At 61.1% G+C, this 20,604-nt stretch carries 15 protein-coding genes, 2 tRNA genes and 2 rRNA genes (1 of these 19 cut by a window edge); 13 read left to right on the top strand and 6 right to left on the bottom strand.

Features of this window, described 5'->3' with window-relative positions; all coding sequences use genetic code 11:
• Positions 1–124 precede the first annotated feature (124 nt).
• Positions 125–997 carry an alpha/beta hydrolase gene (locus IVA95_RS11045; protein WP_247510494.1) on the bottom strand — a complete coding sequence of 291 codons (873 nt, stop codon included), beginning with the start codon at positions 995–997 and terminating at the stop codon, positions 125–127.
• A gap of 258 nt (positions 998–1,255) precedes the next feature.
• On the opposite strand from IVA95_RS11045, the gene IVA95_RS11040 reads away from it, so the two are divergent.
• The 6 genes from IVA95_RS11040 (at position 1,256) to IVA95_RS11015 (ending at position 4,629) form a co-directional block, all read left to right on the top strand.
• Positions 1,256–2,113 (top strand): TIGR02594 family protein, encoded by an 858-nt coding sequence (locus IVA95_RS11040; protein ID WP_247510493.1) that lies wholly within the window; start codon positions 1,256–1,258, stop codon positions 2,111–2,113.
• Positions 2,114–2,752: 639 nt separating this feature from the next.
• The gene (locus IVA95_RS11035; RefSeq protein ID WP_213246851.1) at positions 2,753–2,956 is read left to right on the top strand and encodes a hypothetical protein; all 204 of its coding nucleotides are present in this window, start codon (positions 2,753–2,755) and stop codon (positions 2,954–2,956) included.
• Positions 2,957–3,081: 125 nt separating this feature from the next.
• Entirely contained in the window at positions 3,082–3,351 is a 270-nt protein-coding gene (locus IVA95_RS11030; protein ID WP_247510492.1) for a hypothetical protein, read from the top strand.
• A complete protein-coding gene (locus IVA95_RS11025; protein WP_247510491.1) occupies positions 3,344–3,640 on the top strand; it encodes a hypothetical protein in 297 nt (98 codons plus the stop codon). Before IVA95_RS11030 ends, IVA95_RS11025 begins: the two co-directional genes overlap by 8 nt.
• Positions 3,641–3,946: 306 nt before the next feature.
• A complete protein-coding gene (locus tag IVA95_RS11020) occupies positions 3,947–4,222 on the top strand; it encodes a DUF1488 domain-containing protein (RefSeq protein ID WP_247510490.1) in 276 nt (91 codons plus the stop codon).
• A gap of 221 nt (positions 4,223–4,443) precedes the next feature.
• Entirely contained in the window at positions 4,444–4,629 is a 186-nt protein-coding gene (locus tag IVA95_RS11015; RefSeq protein WP_247510489.1) for a hypothetical protein, read from the top strand.
• Positions 4,630–4,705: 76 nt separating this feature from the next.
• On the opposite strand, the gene IVA95_RS11010 is transcribed toward IVA95_RS11015, so the two are convergent.
• On the bottom strand, positions 4,706–5,485 hold the full coding sequence (locus IVA95_RS11010; RefSeq protein WP_247510488.1) for a sphingomyelin synthase family protein: 780 nt from the start codon (positions 5,483–5,485) through the stop codon (positions 4,706–4,708).
• 1,047 nt (positions 5,486–6,532) lie between these two features.
• Between IVA95_RS11010 and IVA95_RS11005 the strand changes: the two genes are divergently transcribed.
• Positions 6,533–8,524 (top strand): TonB-dependent siderophore receptor, encoded by a 1,992-nt coding sequence (locus IVA95_RS11005; protein WP_247510501.1) that lies wholly within the window; start codon positions 6,533–6,535, stop codon positions 8,522–8,524.
• A 96-nt stretch (positions 8,525–8,620) separates the two neighbouring features.
• A complete protein-coding gene (gene fsrB / locus IVA95_RS11000) occupies positions 8,621–9,913 on the top strand; it encodes a siderophore utilization protein FsrB (RefSeq protein ID WP_247510487.1) in 1,293 nt (430 codons plus the stop codon).
• Positions 9,914–10,115: 202 nt separating this feature from the next.
• On the opposite strand, the gene IVA95_RS10995 is transcribed toward fsrB, so the two are convergent.
• Positions 10,116–10,901 (bottom strand): MOSC domain-containing protein, encoded by a 786-nt coding sequence (locus IVA95_RS10995; RefSeq protein ID WP_247510486.1) that lies wholly within the window; start codon positions 10,899–10,901, stop codon positions 10,116–10,118.
• Between the two features lie 219 nt (positions 10,902–11,120).
• Between IVA95_RS10995 and clpB the strand changes: the two genes are divergently transcribed.
• Positions 11,121–13,760 (top strand): ATP-dependent chaperone ClpB, encoded by a 2,640-nt coding sequence (clpB, locus tag IVA95_RS10990; protein ID WP_247510485.1) that lies wholly within the window; start codon positions 11,121–11,123, stop codon positions 13,758–13,760.
• 71 nt (positions 13,761–13,831) lie between these two features.
• Here the strand turns inward: clpB and IVA95_RS10985 are convergent, their stop codons facing one another.
• The 3 genes from IVA95_RS10985 to IVA95_RS10975 form a co-directional block, all read right to left on the bottom strand.
• Complete coding sequence (locus IVA95_RS10985) at positions 13,832–14,095, bottom strand: hypothetical protein (protein ID WP_247510484.1); 264 nt, start codon at positions 14,093–14,095, stop codon at positions 13,832–13,834.
• A 77-nt stretch (positions 14,096–14,172) separates the two neighbouring features.
• Positions 14,173–14,532: an SPW repeat protein gene (locus IVA95_RS10980; RefSeq protein ID WP_213246871.1), complete on the bottom strand. Its 360-nt coding sequence runs from the start codon at positions 14,530–14,532 to the stop codon at positions 14,173–14,175.
• Between the two features lie 159 nt (positions 14,533–14,691).
• Positions 14,692–16,761, bottom strand: coding sequence for a M23 family metallopeptidase (locus IVA95_RS10975; RefSeq protein ID WP_247510483.1), 2,070 nt, complete (start codon positions 16,759–16,761; stop codon positions 14,692–14,694).
• An 833-nt stretch (positions 16,762–17,594) separates the two neighbouring features.
• Between IVA95_RS10975 and IVA95_RS10970 the strand changes: the two genes are divergently transcribed.
• The 4 genes from IVA95_RS10970 to IVA95_RS10955 form a co-directional block, all read left to right on the top strand.
• Positions 17,595–19,083, top strand: a 16S ribosomal RNA gene (locus tag IVA95_RS10970).
• A 228-nt stretch (positions 19,084–19,311) separates the two neighbouring features.
• Positions 19,312–19,388: transfer RNA gene (locus IVA95_RS10965), tRNA-Ile, on the top strand.
• Positions 19,389–19,500: 112 nt separating this feature from the next.
• Positions 19,501–19,576 (top strand) — tRNA-Ala (locus IVA95_RS10960).
• A 382-nt stretch (positions 19,577–19,958) separates the two neighbouring features.
• Positions 19,959–20,604: ribosomal RNA gene (locus IVA95_RS10955) — 23S ribosomal RNA — on the top strand (it continues 2,198 nt past the right edge of the window).
• Together the 16S and 23S rRNA genes with 2 tRNA genes alongside form the textbook arrangement of a ribosomal RNA operon.

The raw sequence follows: 20,604 nt of genomic DNA, 5'->3' as shown, positions 1-20,604 counted from the left end.
GGGTTGGGGTGGGGGTGCCTCCGCATAACGTGCTCGTCGAAGTGGATAGACTTTCCCCACCCGACGCGCTCTATCGAGCGCGTCGACCTCCCCGCAAGCGGAAGAGGTGCACCGCCGCTGCGGCTCACACCACCGCCGCCACCATCGACCTCGGATCCCGCACCGGCCATCGCCCGGCCTCGACCAGCGCGATGAACCGCTCCACCATCTCGTTGAACAGCGCCGGCTCTTCCAGATTGAGGACGTGGCCCGACTTCGGAAAGAACGAAAGCCCCGCCGCCGGCAAATGCCGCTTCAGGAACAGGCTCGGCCCGATGCAATTGTCGTCCTCGTCGCCGCACAGGATCAACGCCGGCGTCGGCACGCGTCGGATCGCATCCGTCATGGTGTAGATCGACGGGCGCTTGCCCTGAAAGCTGCGCATCGTGTTGGCCGAGCCTCTGGCATCATGCCGCGCCAGCGCCGCGTAGAAATCGGCGTGGCCGCGCGGGTCTTTCAGCAAAAATGGAATCCGGCTCGGCGCCTCACGCGTTACCTTGGCAACCTCAACCGATCCGATCGCCTCATACTGCTCGGCATTGGCGATGCATTGCGCGCGGAAGGCGTCGATATGCTCGAGTTCCGAGCCGGCGCCGACGGCGGCGAGCGTCATCGACAGCGCGCGCTCCGGCGCGTTGAGGCCGACCTGCAGCGAGGAATAGGAGCCCATCGACAGGCCGACGAAATGCGCTTTGGCGATTCCGAGGTGGTCGAGCACGGCGAGCGCGTCGGTGTAGAAATGCTCGTAGGTGTAGACGTCGGCCGAGGGAGGCACGTCGGAGGGTGTATAGCCGCGCGCCGAATAGGCGATGCAGCGATGGCCGCGCGAGAAGTAGCGCATCTGCGGCTCCCAGTTGGTGTGGTCGGCCGCGAATTCGTGCAGGAAGATAATCGGCATCCCGCTTCCAGCCTCCTCGAAATAGAGACGGACGTTATCCTTGGCGACGGCATAGGGCATTTCGGATTCCTCTCGATTTTCTTGTTTTTGCGCAACTTCCTTGCGCGGCGAACCTGCAAAATTGCAATTAATTCTCGGGGCTGCAATGCGGCAGGAAGGGTCCATTTTCGCCATCAAATGAGCGCGGAATCACCCCGGAATCGTTGCCGCGCCGCCACATAAAATCTTCCTCTCGTCACATCGCCACACGCAAAACGCCGCCCGCATTCGTTCGTAGACGAACGCAAAGGGGAAGTGGGGGCTTTAAGAGGATCGAGTATGAGTCAGTTGTTTGCGTTTCGCCGGTCGCTTCGTTTCATCGCGCTGGCACTGTGTTCGGCTTCCATCATCGTATTTGTCTCTCCTGCTTCAGCAAGACCAAATCACGGCGCAGGGCGGCAGGCTCGCGCTTATCACGCCGGCCATCACGTCAAGCATTACACATATCGCCACCATCGCCATGCTCTCAGGAAGTCGCGCTGGGAGCGCAGGGCTGCACAAATGCAGGCGAGCGGCTTTGCCGAGAATAACCCGAGCTTCATGGGAAGCACCGCCGAGATGGTGATATCCGGCGGTTTCGTTTCGTCCAACACAGTCAAGGCAGCGCGCGCCGGCCGTCGTGCCCGGCTCCGGCACGCCGCGCACGCATCGCGCTGGGAGCGCGCGGTCACGCAGATGCACGCGCGCGGTCTTGCCGATGCAAACGCAAGCGTCTCGCCGGGAACGAACGTTGAATCCAATGCAACCGTGACACCGACGGGCGGCGCGATGGCCTCAGGTTACACATCGTCGAACGTCGTCGCCGAAGCGCGGAAATATCTCGGCGGCAACCCCACGGGACGCGGCAGCCTGTGGTGCGCGCGGTTCATGAACATGGTTCTGCAGCATTCCGGTTATCGCGGCACCGGCTCCGACATGGCGAGCTCGTTCGCGAAATACGGCCAGCGGATTTCCGGCCCGCAGGTCGGCGCCATCGCGGTAATGTCGCGCGGCCGCCGCGGCGGCCATGTCGGCATCATCACCGGCGTCGACGCCAAGGGTAATCCGATCATGATCTCCGGCAACAGCGGCAACCGCGTCCGCGAGATGCCAGTCTCGCGCGGCCGGATCTACGCCTACGTCATGCCGACGAGCTGAGGCGGATTGCGTCGCGACGCTTCTTCTCCTCGCCCCGTTCTTTGCGGGACGAGGCTGCCTTCACGCTGATGCGTGAAGGCAGGTGAAGCGCGGGAAGGCAGATGTGTCGCTGCCGGCGCTTTGCGCTTCGGGGCCGCTCGTGATTTCGGGGCTGCGGCATTCTGTCTTCAGTGCCCGAGTTCCCGCAGTGCGTAACATTTTACATGCGCGCGGCGCCATTTGGGCGTAGGCTTTTGCCATCGCCGCTCTGTCCTTGGCTTCCATCGGTGACTGAGAGTGTTGTGCTCCCGCCTCACAAAGGGAGGGCCCTGATGCCCGACGCGCAACTCACCAACAAGCTGTCGCCTCGCCAAACCGTGCGACCCCGCTGTCCGATGTGCCGAGCCGACATGGAAGTGTTACGTGTTGTATCCGGAAGGCCTGGTTTCGAGCAGTGGACCTTGCGATGCGGGAAATGCGGGCTGATCCAGGAAGCGCAGGCGGCTGCGGATCCGATTAATGCCGAAGCGCGGGGGTGGCTGGGCAGTCCGCTGACGCCGCCTCAGTAAAGGCGCTGGCTGCGATGCGGTCGATTTTATCTCGCTACCGACACGGAATGGGCGCTGCATTCAGCGCTGGCTGTCAAAAAGGAGGCAGCTCATGAACGGCAACATATTCAACAGCAAGGGAACCCGCGTCGCTGTGGTGGTCGGCCCAGAAATTTTCGATCTTAGCGGCAAGAAGCTCTTTGACCTCAAGGGCAAGAACATCTACCGGCTATCCGGTGAATTGGTTGGTCATCTGAATGACGCGAGCGGTTCGGCGAAGCGGCTCGACAAGGCGACCGATCGATTGTTCTCGTAATTGCGATGCCGGACCCTCTTAGCCCGATTCATCGCGGCTGCCGTAGGTTGCCTTAACCTGGACAAATGCCGCTTTCTCCGAAAAAATCGATAGCTATTTGCGGGGAAAGGGCGCACGGTCGATACATGACCACGCGCACGCGACGGGAAATGATTCATTTCAAGCGTCCGTTCCACCTCAAGGGGGTCGGCCGGCTGTTGCCGCCTGGTGCTTATGAGGTCATCACCGACGAGGAAATGATCGAAGGTCTTTCGTTTCAGAGCTTCCGCCGCGTCGCCACCATGATCATGGTCCCCGGCGCGGCGCCGCGCCAAGCCTCGACGGAAATGATCTCGATCAGCTCGGTCGATCTTTCCGATGCGCAGCGCGACGACGCGATCGCATCTCGTGAGTGAAACCCCGGTCGATCTCGACAAGCACCGGGGCATGGCGGCGCAAAAGGCGACCGATATCCGCCGGGCGCTCGCCGACGTCGAAGCCAACGCAAAGCTGCAACGGGACCGCCAGGCCGCGCTCGAGCTACAGCTCCTGACGGTTCCGGCTGAGTCGTGGCCGGAGGCGGTCGCAAAGGCGCGGTACGTCCTGAACCTCTATGCGGCGGATTTGGCGCCGACCGATACGCATCACCGCGACCTCGTGGCCACCGTATTGGCGGACCTCGCCCGCCTCGCTGGCGAAAGCTGACGAGGCGAATATTCCGGCTCGGCCGTCGAGATTCTTGCCGCTCACTCGAAATAATCTCGAACCCGCAACTGAAAGTACCACATGCAAAATCTCTCGCCCCGTCACGTCAAGACTGAAGAGTCGCTCCGCCTCGGTGTCGTCTCCGGTTGGTACTCCACCAAAGTCAGCGGAACATTCGTCTCCGGCCCGCACGATTCCGAAGCCGAGTGCCTGCGCAGGATTGCGGAGATCGATCCTCAGCCCGTCAGGAAAAAATGATTGGCACTGGAGCGTGGTGCTGCCCTTATTAGCCGGAGGTTACTCAGAATGACACTCACGCGCGGCGATGTCGGTGGTTACGAATTCGATCGCATGGTGGTGCTGTTCTCGATGAGGGACGGGGCCAGGGTGATACCATGCGCCGTTAGCGCCTCGGCGATGGACGATCTCGAACACGCCTCGCGCACCGCGGCGGACCAGCGCGAACAACAATTCGTGCGGCTGCGGGATCGGATCGAACAATGCGCGTCACGGAAATTTCTCGCCGGAGAGTTCGAAGGCAATCCTCAGGGTATCATTCTGCGCGGCATCGATTTCCGCTGATAGACTCGAGCAGGCTTGATTCGAAAGAAGTGGTCGGCATTTCCCGCCTGAACTGAACAGGTGGTCATATGCCAGATCTCAAGAAAATTACCCTCGGCGAGTGGCTCGTGCTGCCCATCCGGTTGCCGGTATTCCTGGGGCCGGTCGTTGCCGGTGCTGCGATAATCAACTGGTAGTCCGCTTCGCCTTAAGGGATTTCAGCACAATAGAGGTGAAACAAGATGAACGAACGCCATGAGATTCTGAGAAAGGCGCGGGACCGCATGATTGAGGATCGCGATGTGCACGCCAAGGTGCTTGCTGCGCCGTTCGATCGCGACAAGGCGGAGCGCGCACGGCTAAAGTTCATCGAGATACAGAGCTTGATAGACGCGATCGATCGTGCGATGGCCGGCGAGCGGGCGTAGGGACGCCAGAAGCAAGCGTGGCGCCGGGAATGCGCGCCCGATGACGGCTCCACCAGCGCTAAGCCGTTCGGATAATTCAGTCAGTCCTGGATTGACCGCTCTGCAACGATTCATCGCCGACGAGGTGCAGCGCGAACGGTTTAGGCGCGGACCAATGTCCACCGTCGGCTGGGGCCAGTATCTTTCGCCTGGTCCGCTTTGCTTGCGGCACAGCCTCGCTTTCGGAGGAGCGAAACAGGGCGTAGTCGCGACGAAACAGCCAGCACGAGATCTGAAAGATGCCGTGGGTAATGAACAATGCGGCGAGCACATCGATCGAATAGTGATAGTGGCCGAGCAGCACGATTGAGCCGAAGAAGCCGGTCAGCGCGAGATAGAATATTCGCCATTGCGGGATGTGCCAGAAGGCAAGCGCTGCGAGAAGCGGCAAGCCGGTGTGGCCGGAAAAGAACAGGTCGCTGCCGTAGAAAATCGAATTGAAGAACGGTGCCGGCTGCTGCGGATCGATCGGCGATGGCGCCACGTGGGTGAGCGCCACGAACACGGCACGGACCAGCAGGAACAGCGCTGCGGCCTTCGGTGCGAATGGCAGCCGGTTCGGCCGCCAGGCCAGCAGTCCTGCGGTGATCACGAACGCTGCGAACGTCCCGTAAATGAACAGAAAGCGCACGTTGAAAGGCCCGACGCGGCTCAGCACAAAATCGGTGACGTGGTTGCTGGCGTGGACGGTCGCGTAGGTGACGGCGGCATAGATAGCAATGGAGCTGGCGGCGAGGAAAAATGCGCCCTCGGACAGCGAGCGCAGATACGCGCGATTGCCCAGCAGCGTTCGGTAGAGCCGGATGGTATCTTCCATTACGACTGCCCTTCGTTCGCAAATCTGTAATGCGGGACGCGGCAGCGGCGTATGAACTACGCCACATCTCCGAAGCCCTTGTTGCGTGGAATTAAGTCGGAGCGGCGTATCCCCTATGCCGCACCCGCCTCTCGGTTTCGTGAAGACGTTTCGTGGGGACCTCTGGGCTGCAACAGCAGTGCCGCCTGACGAAGTCGTTTTCTCAGTCCGACGAAGACACCTTGAAACAGACCAGTGGTTTGATGGCCGTCCCCAAACAACCGGAGGCTATCCGAGACTCCCTGGGGCGAGGTTCAGGCTCACGAGAGATTGCCTGAGGCGGTAGGTGTCGTCATGCGCGAAGATTTTGCTTCATCCAGTTTTCTTGCTGTTATCGTCGTCAGCTTGATTGTGGTTTGTACTGGCCTTCTCGCGCTTGGAATCTGAGGTCCAGTTCGAGGCGACCCGTGTGTCGGCGCGCCGCTGATGCGCGTCATGATTGAAGGTGACGCGATCGCAAGTCTCTCCCGCTGTTGCCATCGGCAGGCTGGAGCTTCTCTCCAGTCGCATGGACGTTGATCATGAGATCACCGCCGCACGTGGTGGCTGTCTGCAAGACGACGTGCTCGTACCGAACGATTTCCCGTCGATCGCGCAATCTGGAGCAATTCTAGCAACCACCCATCGAACTCCGAAGATGTCTGCGTTAGAGCGAGGCATCAAAAATCCTACCGGCCAAGCCGGCAGACTTCGGGGTATCTAAGGGTGACACTGACAGCATTTGATTCGTTTCCCGCCACTCGACTTCAACTCTTGCGAACGATCTGCCTGGGGGCAGTCAGCAGTTTCACCCTCTCCCTGCCCACCGGCGCTGCGCTGGCGCAGTCGTCACTGCCGCCGGTCACCGTGGACGCGCCGCAGGAACGCGCGCGCCCGGCCGCGGCCCAGCCATCCGGCCGCGCTGCGACCACGCGCGCTATGCGCGTCACTCGCGCCGCCGCCAACCCGCAAGCGGCACCGGCTGCGGCCGCATCAGGCCCCGGTGCCGGCGAGCGCGCCAATGGTCCCGTGCGCGGCTTTGTCGCGACCCGCACCGGCACCGCGACCAAGACCGACACGCCGATCATCGAAACGCCGCAGTCGATTTCCGTCGTCACCACCGACCAGGTCAAAAACCAGGGAGCCGAATCCGTCGGCGCGGCGCTGCGCTATACCGCGGGCGTCAGCGGCGACGTCAACGGCGGCTCCGACACACGTTTCGGCGGGTTGCAGATCCGCGGTTTCGACATGACCATGCCGGGCCTCTATCTCGATGGCCTCCGGTTGCCCAGCAGCCAATACGTGCACTTCCTCGGCCTCGAGCCCTACGGCGCCGAACGTCTCGAAGTGCTGAAAGGGCCGTCCTCGGTGATGTACGGCGGCAGCGGCACCGGCGGCATCCTCAACTACATCAGCAAGCTGCCCACGGCCTACCAGTTCGGCGAGATGTCGGTGTCGGGCGGCAGCTTCAATCGCTACCAGGGCCAATTTGACGTTGGCGGCCCCGCCAACAAGGAAGGCACGGTGTTGTGGCGCCTGACCGGTGTGGTCCGCGACGGCGAAACCCAGGTCGATTTCACCAAGGACAACCGCGTCTTCATCGCGCCGGCGGTAACGTTCAAGCCGAACGACGACACCACCATCACGCTGCTGGCCAACTATCAAAAGGACACCACGGGCTGGGGCCTGCAGTTTCTGCCGGCATCGGGCACGGCGTTTGCCAATAACGGCCGCTTCATCCGGAATACTTTTTTCGGCGGTGAGCCGAATTTCAATCAGTTTGACACCGAGCAGGCATCAGTCGGCTACCTGCTTTCGCACGATATCAACGAGGCCCTCACTTTCAGGCAGAACCTGCGCTATTCGTGGATGCACAACGAACAACGCAGCTTCTACGGCATGGGCTACGCCTCCGCGGCCGACGAAGCCGCGGGCCTGATGTCGCGCTATGGCGCAGGCGGTGCCTCGACCATCAACTCCTTTGCGGTCGACAATCAGCTTCAGGGCAAGTTCGTCACCGGCATCCTGAGCCACACCACGTTGGTCGGCATCGACTACCGCAACACCTCGTTCCAGGACGCCGCTTCAGGTTACAGCACCGGCAAGATCAACGTGTTTGCGCCTGTCTATACCAACACATGGACCAATGACGGCCTGTACGACGACAAGGCGATCAAGCAGACGCAGGTCGGGTTCTACGCGCAGGACCAGATCAAGCTCGGCCGGCTCTCGTTCCTGCTGGGCGGCCGGCAGGATTTCGCGACGACCGATCTCGACGACCGTTTCAGCCCGTCTTTCGCCACGACCGACGCCTCGGCTTTCACCAGCCGTGCGGCCGTGATGTACAATTTCGACAACGGGATCGCGCCGTATTTCAGCTACGCCGAATCATTCCTACCTGTGCTCAACACTAATGCCGCCCGCGAGCTCTTGAAGCCGGAAACCGGCGTCCAGTATGAAGTCGGCGTGAAGTATCAGCCAGTCGGGATCAATGCGTTGATCACGCTGGCGGCCTTCGACCTGACGCGGTCCAATGTCGTCACCTTCGCACCTGCGTCAATTTTTGCCGAGCAGACCGGACAGGTGAAATCGCGCGGCGTCGAACTCGAAGGCACCGCCACGCTGACGGAAGGTTTCAACGTCCGTGGCGCTTACTCCTACATCGACGCCGTGGTCACACAGGATCCCCTCAACATCGGCAAGGCACCGACCACGGTTCCGCTCAATCGTTTCTCGCTGTGGACCGACTACACGCTGCAGGGTGGGCCGCTCGCCGGCGTCCAGATAGGTGGCGGCGTGCGTTATGTCGGCTCGACCTTCGGTGACGATGCCAACACCTTCAAGGTGCCGGCCTCGACCGCGGTCGACGCGCTGCTGGCCTACACCAAAGACAACTATCGCCTGGCGCTGAACGTCACCAACATCGCCGACACCCGCTATGTCGCGGCCTGCTACGGCTATACGAGCTGCTTCTATGCCGAGGGCCGCAAGGCGATCGCGAAGCTGACCTATCGATGGTGATAGGCAGCGACATGCTGCGACCAATACATCACCGCCGGTCGGTCGCCGGCGGTGATGATGTTTGTTAATTGAGGCACCAACAGCACGGACGAAGCCATGAAATCGATCTTCGGGCGACTGCATCGCTGGGCCGGCCTTCTCACCGCCGGCTTTCTGTTTTTTTCCGGCGTCACCGGCGCGGTCATCTCGTGGGATCACGAGATCGACGACCTCTTGAACAAGCAGCTGTTCGATGTGACCAGCAGCGGTCCCGCGATTCCCTCCGTCGAGCTGGTCAAGCTGATCGAGCAGCGCGATCCGCGCGCCCGCGTCGTCCACATGTTCATGACACCGGAACAAGGCCACTCGCTGTGGTTCTTCGTGCTGCCGCGGATCGATCCCGCCACCGGCAAGCGATTTGAGCTCGACTACAATCAGATCTTCCTTGATCCCAACACCGGCGCCGAGCTCGGGCGGCGCTACTGGGGCGCGGTGTGGCCGGTGACGCGCGCCAACTTCGTCTCGTTTCTCTATAAGCTGCACTATACCATGCACATCCCGGAGTTCTGGGGCAGCGATCGTTGGGGGATGCGCGTGCTTGGCGTCATCGCCATCATCTGGACCATCGATTGCTTCGTCGGTTTCTATCTGACGCTGCCGTCCCGTCGCCGCGCCAGGGCTGAGCGGGCGCCAGCCGTTGCGCGCGAACTCGGCCGAGGTTTCTGGGCGCGCTGGGCGCCAGCCTGGAAGATCAAGACCTCGGGCAGTACCTATCGAATCAATTTCGATATCCACCGCGCTTTCAGCCTGTGGACCTGGGCGCTGCTGTTCGTCATCGCCTTCACGGCGTTCTCGCTCAACCTGTATTTCGAGGTGTTCTCGCCGCTGATGAAGACGGTATCGAACTATACTCCGACGCCGTATGAGCAGCGTCCGTATCGGCATCTCGACGATCCGATCGAACCCAAGGTCACGTATGCCGATATCGCCGCGCGCGCCGCCGCCGATGGCAAGAGCCGCGGATGGACCACGCCGGTCGGTTCGATCAATTACGGCCCGGCGCACGGCGTGTATGCGGCGGCCTTCTTCCACCCAGGCGACGATCATGGCGCCGGCGGTGTCGGCCCGGCGCAGCTTTATTACGACAGCGAGGACGGACGCCCGATTGGCGAGCGACTGCCGTGGGTCGGCACCGCCGCTGATATCTTCGTGCAGGCGCAATTTCCGCTGCATTCCGGACGTATCCTCGGGCTGCCCGGCCGCATCCTGATCTCGGTGATGGGGCTGGTGGTTGCAGCGCTGTCGGTGACCGGCGTCGTGATCTGGTGGCGCAAGCGCCGTGCCCGTGTCCGGGTGCGCGAGACCGCTGCAGCACGCTCGAGCAGGGGGCAGCTTGCGCCGGCGGAATAGCTCGCATCGAGCTTGTCGGGCCTCCGAATCGGCTTCTTGCAATCCGAAATTAGATCCGGTTGTCATCGTCCGCGAAGGCGGACGATCCAGTATCCCAGAGACTGTAGGGATTGAACTGATAGGCCGCGGCGTACTGGATCCCCGCTTTCGCGGGGATGACGGTCGTTGTGCTGTTTCAATAGCCGCAATGAAGGCCGAAACCTTACAGCAACTCCGCCTGCTCCGCCGTGATCGCGTCGCCGGTGCTGATGCTGCCGCCGGTGATCACCTCGGCATAGATCCCGCAATCGCCGTGGCCGAGCCGGCGCTGCAGCGCCGGGGGAATCGCGAGGTCGCGCTCGGCCGTATCGGGATCGACATTGACGGCAGCGCAGCGGACGATGCGTTTCACCACCTTCAGCCGGACGTTGCCGATCGCAAGCATCCGGTCGAGCAGGTCGAATTCGTGCCAGGCCGGCCAGCCCTCGACATAGAGATTGGCGCGAAAGCGAAGCGGATGAACCGGGGCGCCGACGATGTCCTCGATGGCACGGACGCTGGCAAGATTGATGATCGAGACGACCTTGCGGGCAACATCCGAAAAACTGTGACCGGGGCTTTCGAGCACCTTGGGCGGGCCCTTGATCTGGCCGGCAAAGGCGATGGCGAAGAAGTTCTCGATGGTCCGCCGGCCCTCGGCGGTCGCCAAATTGCCCTGGGCTGCAATCTCGCCGTTCCGGCGGATCGAGAGGACGTTGCTCGCATCGTCGAAATGGCTGTGCAGGCCGGCCAGCCACTCATCCCGCATCAGCATCAGGAAGTGCGGCTTCGGTAGCCATTTCGGCTCCGCCGGATTGAAACCGGAGGGGCCGTTCTCGATGGCGTAGCGGCGGTCAGCCAAAAGGGTTTGCCCGGGCTTGAGCTCGGCGCGGTCGAACTGCTCCGGGGTCAGGCCTTTGACGGGGTAACGGTAGATCCCGGCGATCCGGGCGGGGGAGATGGCGTCCATGCGGCTTCTTAAGGGATTCCTGCGGCTTTCGCCAAGCGTTCCCGAATTTGTGAGTGGGCCTCTTCCGTTTTTCCCAGCGATGCCCACATTCGAGGCAAGCCTGAAATGAGGGCGACGACTGCGACCGGTTGACGAATGTCAAGGCGGTTTGCGGAACCCCAATGAAGATGCCGCAATCATGCCTGAGGGGTGAGGGTGGCATGCCGAGGGAAGCAAAAGATGAATATTGAAAAATACACCGAGCGTGCGCGGGGCTTCATCCAGTCTGCGCAATCGCTCGCCATGCGCGATGGGCACCAGCAGTTCTCGACCCTGCATGTGCTCAAGGTGCTGCTGGACGACAGCGAGGGGCTTGCCGGCGGTCTGATTGACCGCGCTGGCGGTAATTCCCGCGCCATTCTCAAGGCAACCGAGGACGCGCTGAAGAAGCTGCCGAAGGTTTCGGGAAGCGGCGCCGGGCAGATCTATCTTGCCCCCGATATGGCGCGCGCCTTCGACGCGGCGGAAAAGGCCGCCGAGAAGGCCGGCGACAGCTTTGTCACGGTCGAGCGGCTGCTGCTGGGGCTGACGCTCGAGAAAAGCGGCGAGGCCGGTACCATTCTGAGCAAGGGCGGCGTTACGCCGCAAAATCTCAATGCGGCGATCGAATCGCTGCGCAAGGGCCGTACAGCCGACAGCGCATCGGCCGAAAACGCCTACGACGCGCTGAAGAAATATGCCCGCGACCTCACGCAGGCTGCGCGCGACGGCAAGCTCGATCCCGTCATCGGCCGCGACGAGGAAATTCGCCGCACCATCCAGGTGCTATCCCGCCGCACCAAGAACAACCCGGTGCTGATCGGCGAACCCGGCGTCGGCAAGACCGCCATCGTCGAGGGCCTGGCGCTGCGCATCCTCAACGGCGACGTGCCGGAGAGCCTGAAAGATAAGAAACTGCTGGTACTCGACATGGGGGCGCTGATTGCGGGCGCCAAGTATCGCGGCGAGTTCGAGGAACGGCTGAAGGCCGTGCTGCAGGAGGTCACCGCGGCCGAGGGCTCGATCATCCTGTTCATCGACGAGATGCATACGCTGGTCGGCGCCGGCAAGGCGGAGGGCGCGATGGATGCGTCTAACCTGTTGAAGCCAGCGCTGGCACGTGGCGAGCTGCACTGCATCGGCGCGACCACGCTCGACGAATATCGCAAGCACGTCGAAAAGGACGCGGCCCTGGCGCGGCGTTTCCAGCCGATCTTCGTCTCCGAGCCCACGGTCGAGGATACGATTTCGATCCTGCGCGGCTTGAAGGACAAATACGAACAGCATCACGGCGTGCGCATCACCGATTCCGCGCTGGTGGCTGCGACCACGCTGTCGAACCGCTACATCACCGACCGTTTCCTGCCCGACAAAGCCATCGACCTGGTCGACGAGGCTGCGGCGCGGCTGAAGATGCAGGTCGATTCCAAGCCAGAAGAACTCGATTCGATGGACCGGGAAATCATCCGGCTGAAAATCGAGCAGGAGGCGCTGAAGAAGGAAACCGATGCCGGTTCGAAAACCCGCTTGCAGACGCTGGAAAAGGAACTGGCCGATCTCGAGGAGAAATCGGCGGCGCTGACGGCACGCTGGAGCGCGGAGAAGAGCAAGCTCTCCGACGCGCAGAAGCTCAAGAGCGAACTCGACACGTTGCGCATCGAACTCGCCAACGCGCAGCGTCGCGGTGAATTCCAGCGGGCGGGCGAGCTCGCCTATGGCCGGATTCCCGAGCTTGAAAAGAAGCTCGCCGAAATCGAAGCCAAGGAGGACGTCGGCGAGATGATGGAGGAGGCCGTCACCGCCAACCACGTCGCGCAGGTGGTGTCGCGCTGGACCGGCGTTCCCGTCGACAAGATGCTGGAGGGCGAAAGGGACAAGCTCCTGAAAATGGAGAACCAACTCGGCAAGCGCGTGGTCGGCCAGGCCGAAGCCGTGCGTGCGGTGGCAACCGCCGTCCGCCGTTCGCGCGCCGGGCTGCAGGACCCGAACCGCCCGATGGGCTCGTTCATGTTCTTGGGTCCGACCGGCGTCGGCAAGACCGAACTGACGAAAGCGCTGGCGGAGTACCTGTTCAACGACGAGACCGCAATGGTCCGCCTCGATATGTCCGAGTTCATGGAAAAGCACTCGGTGTCGCGGCTGATCGGCGCGCCTCCCGGCTATGTCGGCTATGACGAGGGTGGGGCGCTCACCGAAGCGGTGCGGCGGCGGCCTTATCAGGTGGTGCTGTTCGACGAAATCGAAAAGGCACATCCGGACGTGTTCAACGTGCTGCTGCAGGTGCTCGACGACGGCCGGCTGACTGACGGTCAGGGGCGCACCGTCGACTTCCGCAACACGCTGATCATCATGACCTCGAACCTCGGTTCGGAGTTTTTGGTGAACCAGCCGGAAGGCGAGGACACAATAGCTGTGCGCGAGCAGGTGATGGGGATGGTGCGGGCGCATTTCCGGCCCGAATTCCTCAACCGGGTCGACGAGATCATCCTGTTCCACAGGTTGCAGAAGAGCGAGATGGGCCGGATCGTCGAGATCCAGTTCGCTCGCCTGCAGAGACTCCTGGAGGATCGCAAGATCACGCTGACGCTGGATGCAGCGGCGCGCGACTGGCTGGCCGCCAAGGGCTGGGATCCGGCCTACGGCGCCCGCCCGCTGAAGCGGGTGATCCAGCGCAACCTGCAGGACCCGCTGGCCGAGATGATCCTCGCCGGCGAGATCGCCGACGGCGATCGCGTCGTGATCTCGAGCGAAGGCAACGTGCTGACCTTCAACGGCAAGGCCGCGCAAACCGCGGAGATCGCCCAGTTCGAGGCCCCGGTGCCGAAGCGCAAGCTGAATTGATGCACCACGTCAACGCGAAAGCCCCGAACGCGCAATGTTCGGGGCTTTTGGCTAAGGAGCCCGTGGCTGTATCATTCCATTGAACTGACGGCAGGCCCCGGCTCACCGGGATCATCGTCCTCTGGCTCGAGCTCCGTCAGTATATCCACGAGTTCGCGGACCCGGCCAGTCGCCAGCGGCCGGCCCGCATCCAGCATCGGCTCGTCATTGGCCATCCAGGCTTGAGCCTCCGCCAACTCATCTACTGTGGCGCCGGTTCCGATGATCTGCGCGATCGTGACTTCGTCAGCCCCGCTGACTGCCTTGATTACGTCGTCCCGGGTAATGCGGTTCATTGCTGCTCATCCCCTTCACGTCGCGCCAACAACCGCCCGCCGCCAGCATGCGGCGGGCGGTATGCGGGCAAGGCGTCTCAGCGGCCCGTGGTAAGCCGCGGCGGGTTTTGCGTCATGAGCCAGATTTCGATCGCCGCCAGCACCGCCACGGCAGCGCCGATCAACACGTGCACCGTCATCGCCGTGGTCCCCTGGAAGCCCAGTACCCAAGGCGATACCAGCGCCCACAGTCCGACGATCAGGTTCAGCCACTCCTCCCACACCGCGAACGCTGCCAGCGCCGCTATCGCAAGGATCGCGATTACGAGGCCTGTGACATAGGCGTTGTTGGAAACTGTTCCGGCGTCAAAGCCGAACATCCAGGGCGAAAAGAACAGTATCGCGCCGAGGACCAAGTTCGCGACGTCGCACCATTTTGCGTTGCTCCAATTCTCCATGGCATCCTCCATTGAAGACTTGCCAATTAATCAACCGGGCAACGGCCGTCCGGGTTCCATGGGGCGGCGACTGAATGTAAATTAATGAAACCGCGGGGCGGCGCTGCCTATCGCCCTAGCAGGTAGTGGCGTCGGCTAGGGCTGGGGCGCTGCAAAGGCTCAGCGGCTGACCTGGCGCGTCTGCGGCGTGGCGCCGGTGGCCTCGGAAACCCGCGCCGAGTTGCCGCGGTTGCTCATCTGCGCGTCGAGACGGTCGCGCTCCTTTTCGAAGCTCGCCAGCATTGAGCCTTCGAGCGAACGGCCGCGCGGCAGCTTGACGCGCATCGGGTCGACGAAGCGGCCGTTGACCAGAATCTCGTAGTGGACATGGGCGCCGGTCGACATGCCCGTCGATCCGACGAAGCCGATCACCTGGCCCTGCCGCACACGCTTGCCGGGCTCCATGCCCTTGGCGAACGCCGACATGTGGCCGTAGGCGGTCTCGTAGCCGTTATTGTGTTTCAGGCGAACGTATTTGCCGTAGCCGCCCTCCCAGCCGACCTTCTCGACCACGCCATTGCCGGAGGCGAAGATCGGCGTGCCGTAGGGGGTCGCCCAGTCCACGCCGGTATGCATCTTGGTAAAGCCCAGGATCGGGTGACGGCGGCCGCCGAAGCCCGACCGCATGATCGCGTTGTTGACGGGCTTGCGGACCAGGAACTTCTTCGCGCTCTTGCCGGTCTCGTCATAAAAGTCGACGACGGAGTCGTCGGGGGTCTGGAAGCGATAGTATTTTTTGGTCTCGCCGCCGACGGTGAGGGAAGCGAACAACACTTCGGTCTTTTCGGTGCTGGGAGTGCCTTCGTCGTCGCCCGCGAAGAATACGTCGAAGGAATCGCCGGGCTGCACCTTGCGCTGGAAGTCGACGTCATAGGAATAGATGCGGACCATGTCCTCGATCACGGCGGCCGGCACCTTGTTGCGCATGGCGGTCTCGTAGATGCTCTGGTAGAGCCGGACGCCGCTGCCATCATCCTCGTCGTCCTCGTCGTCATCTTTGCCGGCAGGGGCCTCGGCGACGGTATTCATGCTCTGCACGTCGACTGCGACATATTTGCCGACGTCTGACAGCGCGGCCACGGCTTCGACGGTAGTGTCATTGGCGACGATCACGCGATAGGGCTGCAGCCGGGCAGCGGGGCCGAGGCCCGAGGGGGCCATCAGGATGCGCAGCTTCTGGCCTTCCTTTAGGCCGCCGTCGCGGCCGCGGGCACCAAGGGTCAATGCGATCGCCCTGGCTTCATCCGGCGTCGCGCCCTGGTCGCGCAGGACCGAAGCGACGCTGTCGCCCTTCTTCACGATGTGAACGCGTTCGCCGGTGGGGTTGCCGCCGGTGATCTGGTCCTTGGTCTTCGGCAGCAGGGTGACATTTTCCGGCACGATGCGGGTTTCAAAGCCGGCATAGGGATCGGAGACGTTGCCTTCGGTGGCATAGGCGAGCTTGAGATCGGACTGGGCGCCGCTGACATCGGCGGCGGCATTGGCCAGCGCCGTGTAGCGGACGCCGCCCGAGCCGCGCCAGTTCGCGGCATCCCGCACCCGCATCAGGACTTCGTCCAGCGCGACCACGGCGGAGAGTTTCGCCTTCGGCAGCACCGTTGCGAGATCCTTGGTCACAAAGGAAACCTCGGCGTCGGGTTCGACCGCCTCGGGATTGTTCGGATCCTCGGAAGCCGGCTGAGTCGGAGTGCCGACATCGGTGAGCATGCGCTGCGCGTTGAACGGCGGGATCTTGGCGCTGAGATCGCTCGTCGTCATCGATAGATTGCCGGAGATGCGAACGAATGGCCGCACCCGCATCACGTCACGGTTCCCGACGCGGGTAACCGTCGATACCCGAACCACATTGCGCGAGGCGGTGGATTCGCCGGGCGGCGGCAGGCGGTCGCTCTTGTGCAGGGTGGCGGTGCGGTCATTGGCGCTGAATGCCCCGCGCAACGCGCCTTCGACGCGCTCCGGCACCTTGGCAAAGGTCATTTCGCCGTCGAGGGACGCAAAAACGGCGCCGCCGATGAGGGCCGCGCCGCACAGACCGGTCAGGATGGTGCCGCTGAACCATTGTACAGAGACACGGCGGCGATCGATCACCGCAGCCTCGGAGCCATCGACGGAAAGTGGCGGCTCGTGACCGAGATCAATGATCCCGGTCTCGCGTCCATAGCCGCTTCCGCGTGGCGCCTTCTGGCTCAACCCTGTGTCCCCCCAAATTCCATCGACATCCGACAAGACCTCGCCCGATCCAGACCCCACGTTTCCGCCCTTTTGAAGGAGCGATTCCGGAGCATGGCGTTGCCGCACGCATGGAAATTCGGGAATCAGAGGCCAGAAGAAGACCGGCCGCAGTCTCGAACGTCAATGGTCAGCAGATCTCTCGAAGTTTCCTGGCCGCGTGGGAAAGGCGACGGGTTCCTCGAATATCGCCTGTCCCTGAACACCGGGCAGCCCCCACTGGCATCCGGTGATTCAATGCTTACTTACAGTCAGAACGTCGCAGGATTGTGGCTCAAGTGCGGCCAAAGGCCCGAAACATAGGGACTTCTTGGCGTCCCAAAATTCTTCCACGTGATGCGACAATTTGTTGACGAAGGGCGTTGACAACCCCGATCGGGCGGGCCTATAACCCGGCCACTGAGCGCGGCGATGCATTGGCCCCGAGGCCAAGGCATCTATTCGCGCCCCGCAAGCTCCTCATTACGATGAGTGATCAACAGCCGATACCAATCGGTTGTCATTTGTCGTCGGATGGGTGGGTGCGGAACCTTCCAGGGATGGAAGGGTGGGATCCCAAGTGGTCCCGGGCTGTTTGACAAGTGAAGATGAAGAAAGAGAAACGTGGACGGCGGAGTCCTTGCGAGTCTCGATCACTTGAATACGCAAGTATTGAAGTATTGAGGCTGGACGAAAGACTTCGGCGGTACACGTTTTAAAGGTTACACCATCGTCGTCAGCGATGTGAATCGTCGGCGATATATATGGTGGGACCTCGTCAAACGTTGTGATCAGCCGGTTCAAGGTTTCAAGTCCAACTTGAGAGTTTGATCCTGGCTCAGAGCGAACGCTGGCGGCAGGCTTAACACATGCAAGTCGAGCGGGCGTAGCAATACGTCAGCGGCAGACGGGTGAGTAACGCGTGGGAACGTACCTTTTGGTTCGGAACAACCCAGGGAAACTTGGGCTAATACCGGATAAGCCCTTACGGGGAAAGATTTATCGCCGAAAGATCGGCCCGCGTCTGATTAGCTAGTTGGTGAGGTAATGGCTCACCAAGGCGACGATCAGTAGCTGGTCTGAGAGGATGATCAGCCACATTGGGACTGAGACACGGCCCAAACTCCTACGGGAGGCAGCAGTGGGGAATATTGGACAATGGGCGCAAGCCTGATCCAGCCATGCCGCGTGAGTGATGAAGGCCCTAGGGTTGTAAAGCTCTTTTGTGCGGGAAGATAATGACGGTACCGCAAGAATAAGCCCCGGCTAACTTCGTGCCAGCAGCCGCGGTAATACGAAGGGGGCTAGCGTTGCTCGGAATCACTGGGCGTAAAGGGTGCGTAGGCGGGTCTTTAAGTCAGGGGTGAAATCCTGGAGCTCAACTCCAGAACTGCCTTTGATACTGAAGATCTTGAGTTCGGGAGAGGTGAGTGGAACTGCGAGTGTAGAGGTGAAATTCGTAGATATTCGCAAGAACACCAGTGGCGAAGGCGGCTCACTGGCCCGATACTGACGCTGAGGCACGAAAGCGTGGGGAGCAAACAGGATTAGATACCCTGGTAGTCCACGCCGTAAACGATGAATGCCAGCCGTTAGTGGGTTTACTCACTAGTGGCGCAGCTAACGCTTTAAGCATTCCGCCTGGGGAGTACGGTCGCAAGATTAAAACTCAAAGGAATTGACGGGGGCCCGCACAAGCGGTGGAGCATGTGGTTTAATTCGACGCAACGCGCAGAACCTTACCAGCCCTTGACATCCCGGTCGCGGGCCCCAGAGACGGGGTCCTTCAGTTCGGCTGGACCGGAGACAGGTGCTGCATGGCTGTCGTCAGCTCGTGTCGTGAGATGTTGGGTTAAGTCCCGCAACGAGCGCAACCCCCGTCCTTAGTTGCTACCATTTAGTTGAGCACTCTAAGGAGACTGCCGGTGATAAGCCGCGAGGAAGGTGGGGATGACGTCAAGTCCTCATGGCCCTTACGGGCTGGGCTACACACGTGCTACAATGGCGGTGACAATGGGATGCTAAGGGGTGACCCTTCGCAAATCTCAAAAAGCCGTCTCAGTTCGGATTGGGCTCTGCAACTCGAGCCCATGAAGTTGGAATCGCTAGTAATCGTGGATCAGCACGCCACGGTGAATACGTTCCCGGGCCTTGTACACACCGCCCGTCACACCATGGGAGTTGGTTTTACCTGAAGACGGTGCGCTAACCGAAAGGGGGCAGCCGGCCACGGTAGGGTCAGCGACTGGGGTGAAGTCGTAACAAGGTAGCCGTAGGGGAACCTGCGGCTGGATCACCTCCTTTCTAAGGATGATCCTTCAGATAGCTTGCTATCTATCGGATCGTTTTAGAAACATCAGTGGCCAACAATCGTCAGGATTGTTGAGCTGCATTGGCGGGATTTCGCCGTCTTCGTTTCTCTTTCTTCGCGGACGAACACGCGCCAGGGGCTTAGCGCTGTGCGAAGGTTTGGCGCTTGTGCGATGCATTGGCCTGAGCCGATTGCGCGCGAGCTTAAGTCCCTCGTGTTAGGGGCTTGTAGCTCAGTTGGTTAGAGCGCGCGCTTGATAAGCGTGAGGTCGGAAGTTCAAGTCTTCCCAGGCCCACCACGCTTCGCCGTTGGCTACGCGTGGCGCAGCCACGCGACATGACAAAGCGAAGCGTGCCCGGCATAGCCCAAAGGGCGACGACGGGCCTAAGGGAGCATTCGTCTTCTGGTACGGGGCCATAGCTCAGCTGGGAGAGCGCGTGCTTTGCAAGCATGAGGTCGTCGGTTCGATCCCGTCTGGCTCCACCAGATGAAATCGAAGATCGAGAGTGCCTCGAATAATCGTCCGCGAAACATCATTTCGCATGCATTGTCCGGATGGGCAGTGACATGCGTGATATCTGACATCGTAAAGAGGAGATCGATCCGAGTTTGGGATCTGCAAAGCAATTTGCGGAATCTCACTCATAATCTCCAGGTCATTTCGGCGCTCGCTCATCGCAAGATGATCGGGTTGTAAATGATCTTTTTAGCGAAGCTTGACCGCCTCGCTATCGGTTCGATCTTACGAAGCAAGCTGGTCTTTCTAATCAGTGTCCGGCTGCGCATAGCACTCATCGAGGGTGCGTGCCTTCACAGGCAATTGCGCAGACAACATTCTGCCGAGTGTGTGGACATTGATAATGAGAGCAATCAAGTGCCTTAAGGGTGTTCGGTGGATGCCTTGGCGCTGAGAGGCGATGAAGGACGTGCTACGCTGCGATAAGCCGTGGGGAGCTGCGAAGAAGCTTTGATCCACGGATTTCCGAATGGGGAAACCCACCTTCGATAGCTGGAACTCCAAGATCTCTATCTTGGGGTTCGTGCAGCAATGTGTGAGACCAAGCCGTGAGGTTTTGGATTTCCAGTTATCAAGTGAAGGTATGAAATCTCTGAATTCATAGGAGGTTTTAAGCGAACCCAGGGAACTGAAACATCTAAGTACCTGGAGGAAAGGACATCAATCGAGACTCCGTTAGTAGTGGCGAGCGAACGCGGACCAGGCCAGTGATACATCAAAGACAACCGGAACCTGTCAGGAAAGCAGGGCCTCAGAGGGTGATAGCCCCGTACGGGTAATGCGATGATGTATCCTTGAGTAAGGCGGGACACGTGTAATCCTGTCTGAACACGGGGGGACCACCCTCCAAGCCTAAGTACTCCTCAGCGACCGATAGTGAACCAGTACCGTGAGGGAAAGGTGAAAAGCACCCCGACGAGGGGAGTGAAATAGACCTGAAACCGGACACCTACAAACAGACGGAGCCCAAGATACGTTCTGGGTGACGTCGTACCTT

It is taken from the genome of Bradyrhizobium sp. 157, from assembly GCF_023073815.1.
Lineage (GTDB): Bacteria > Pseudomonadota > Alphaproteobacteria > Rhizobiales > Xanthobacteraceae > Bradyrhizobium.
Note: the sequence above shows the minus strand (reverse complement) of the source record. Positions and strands in the feature narration are given on the sequence as shown.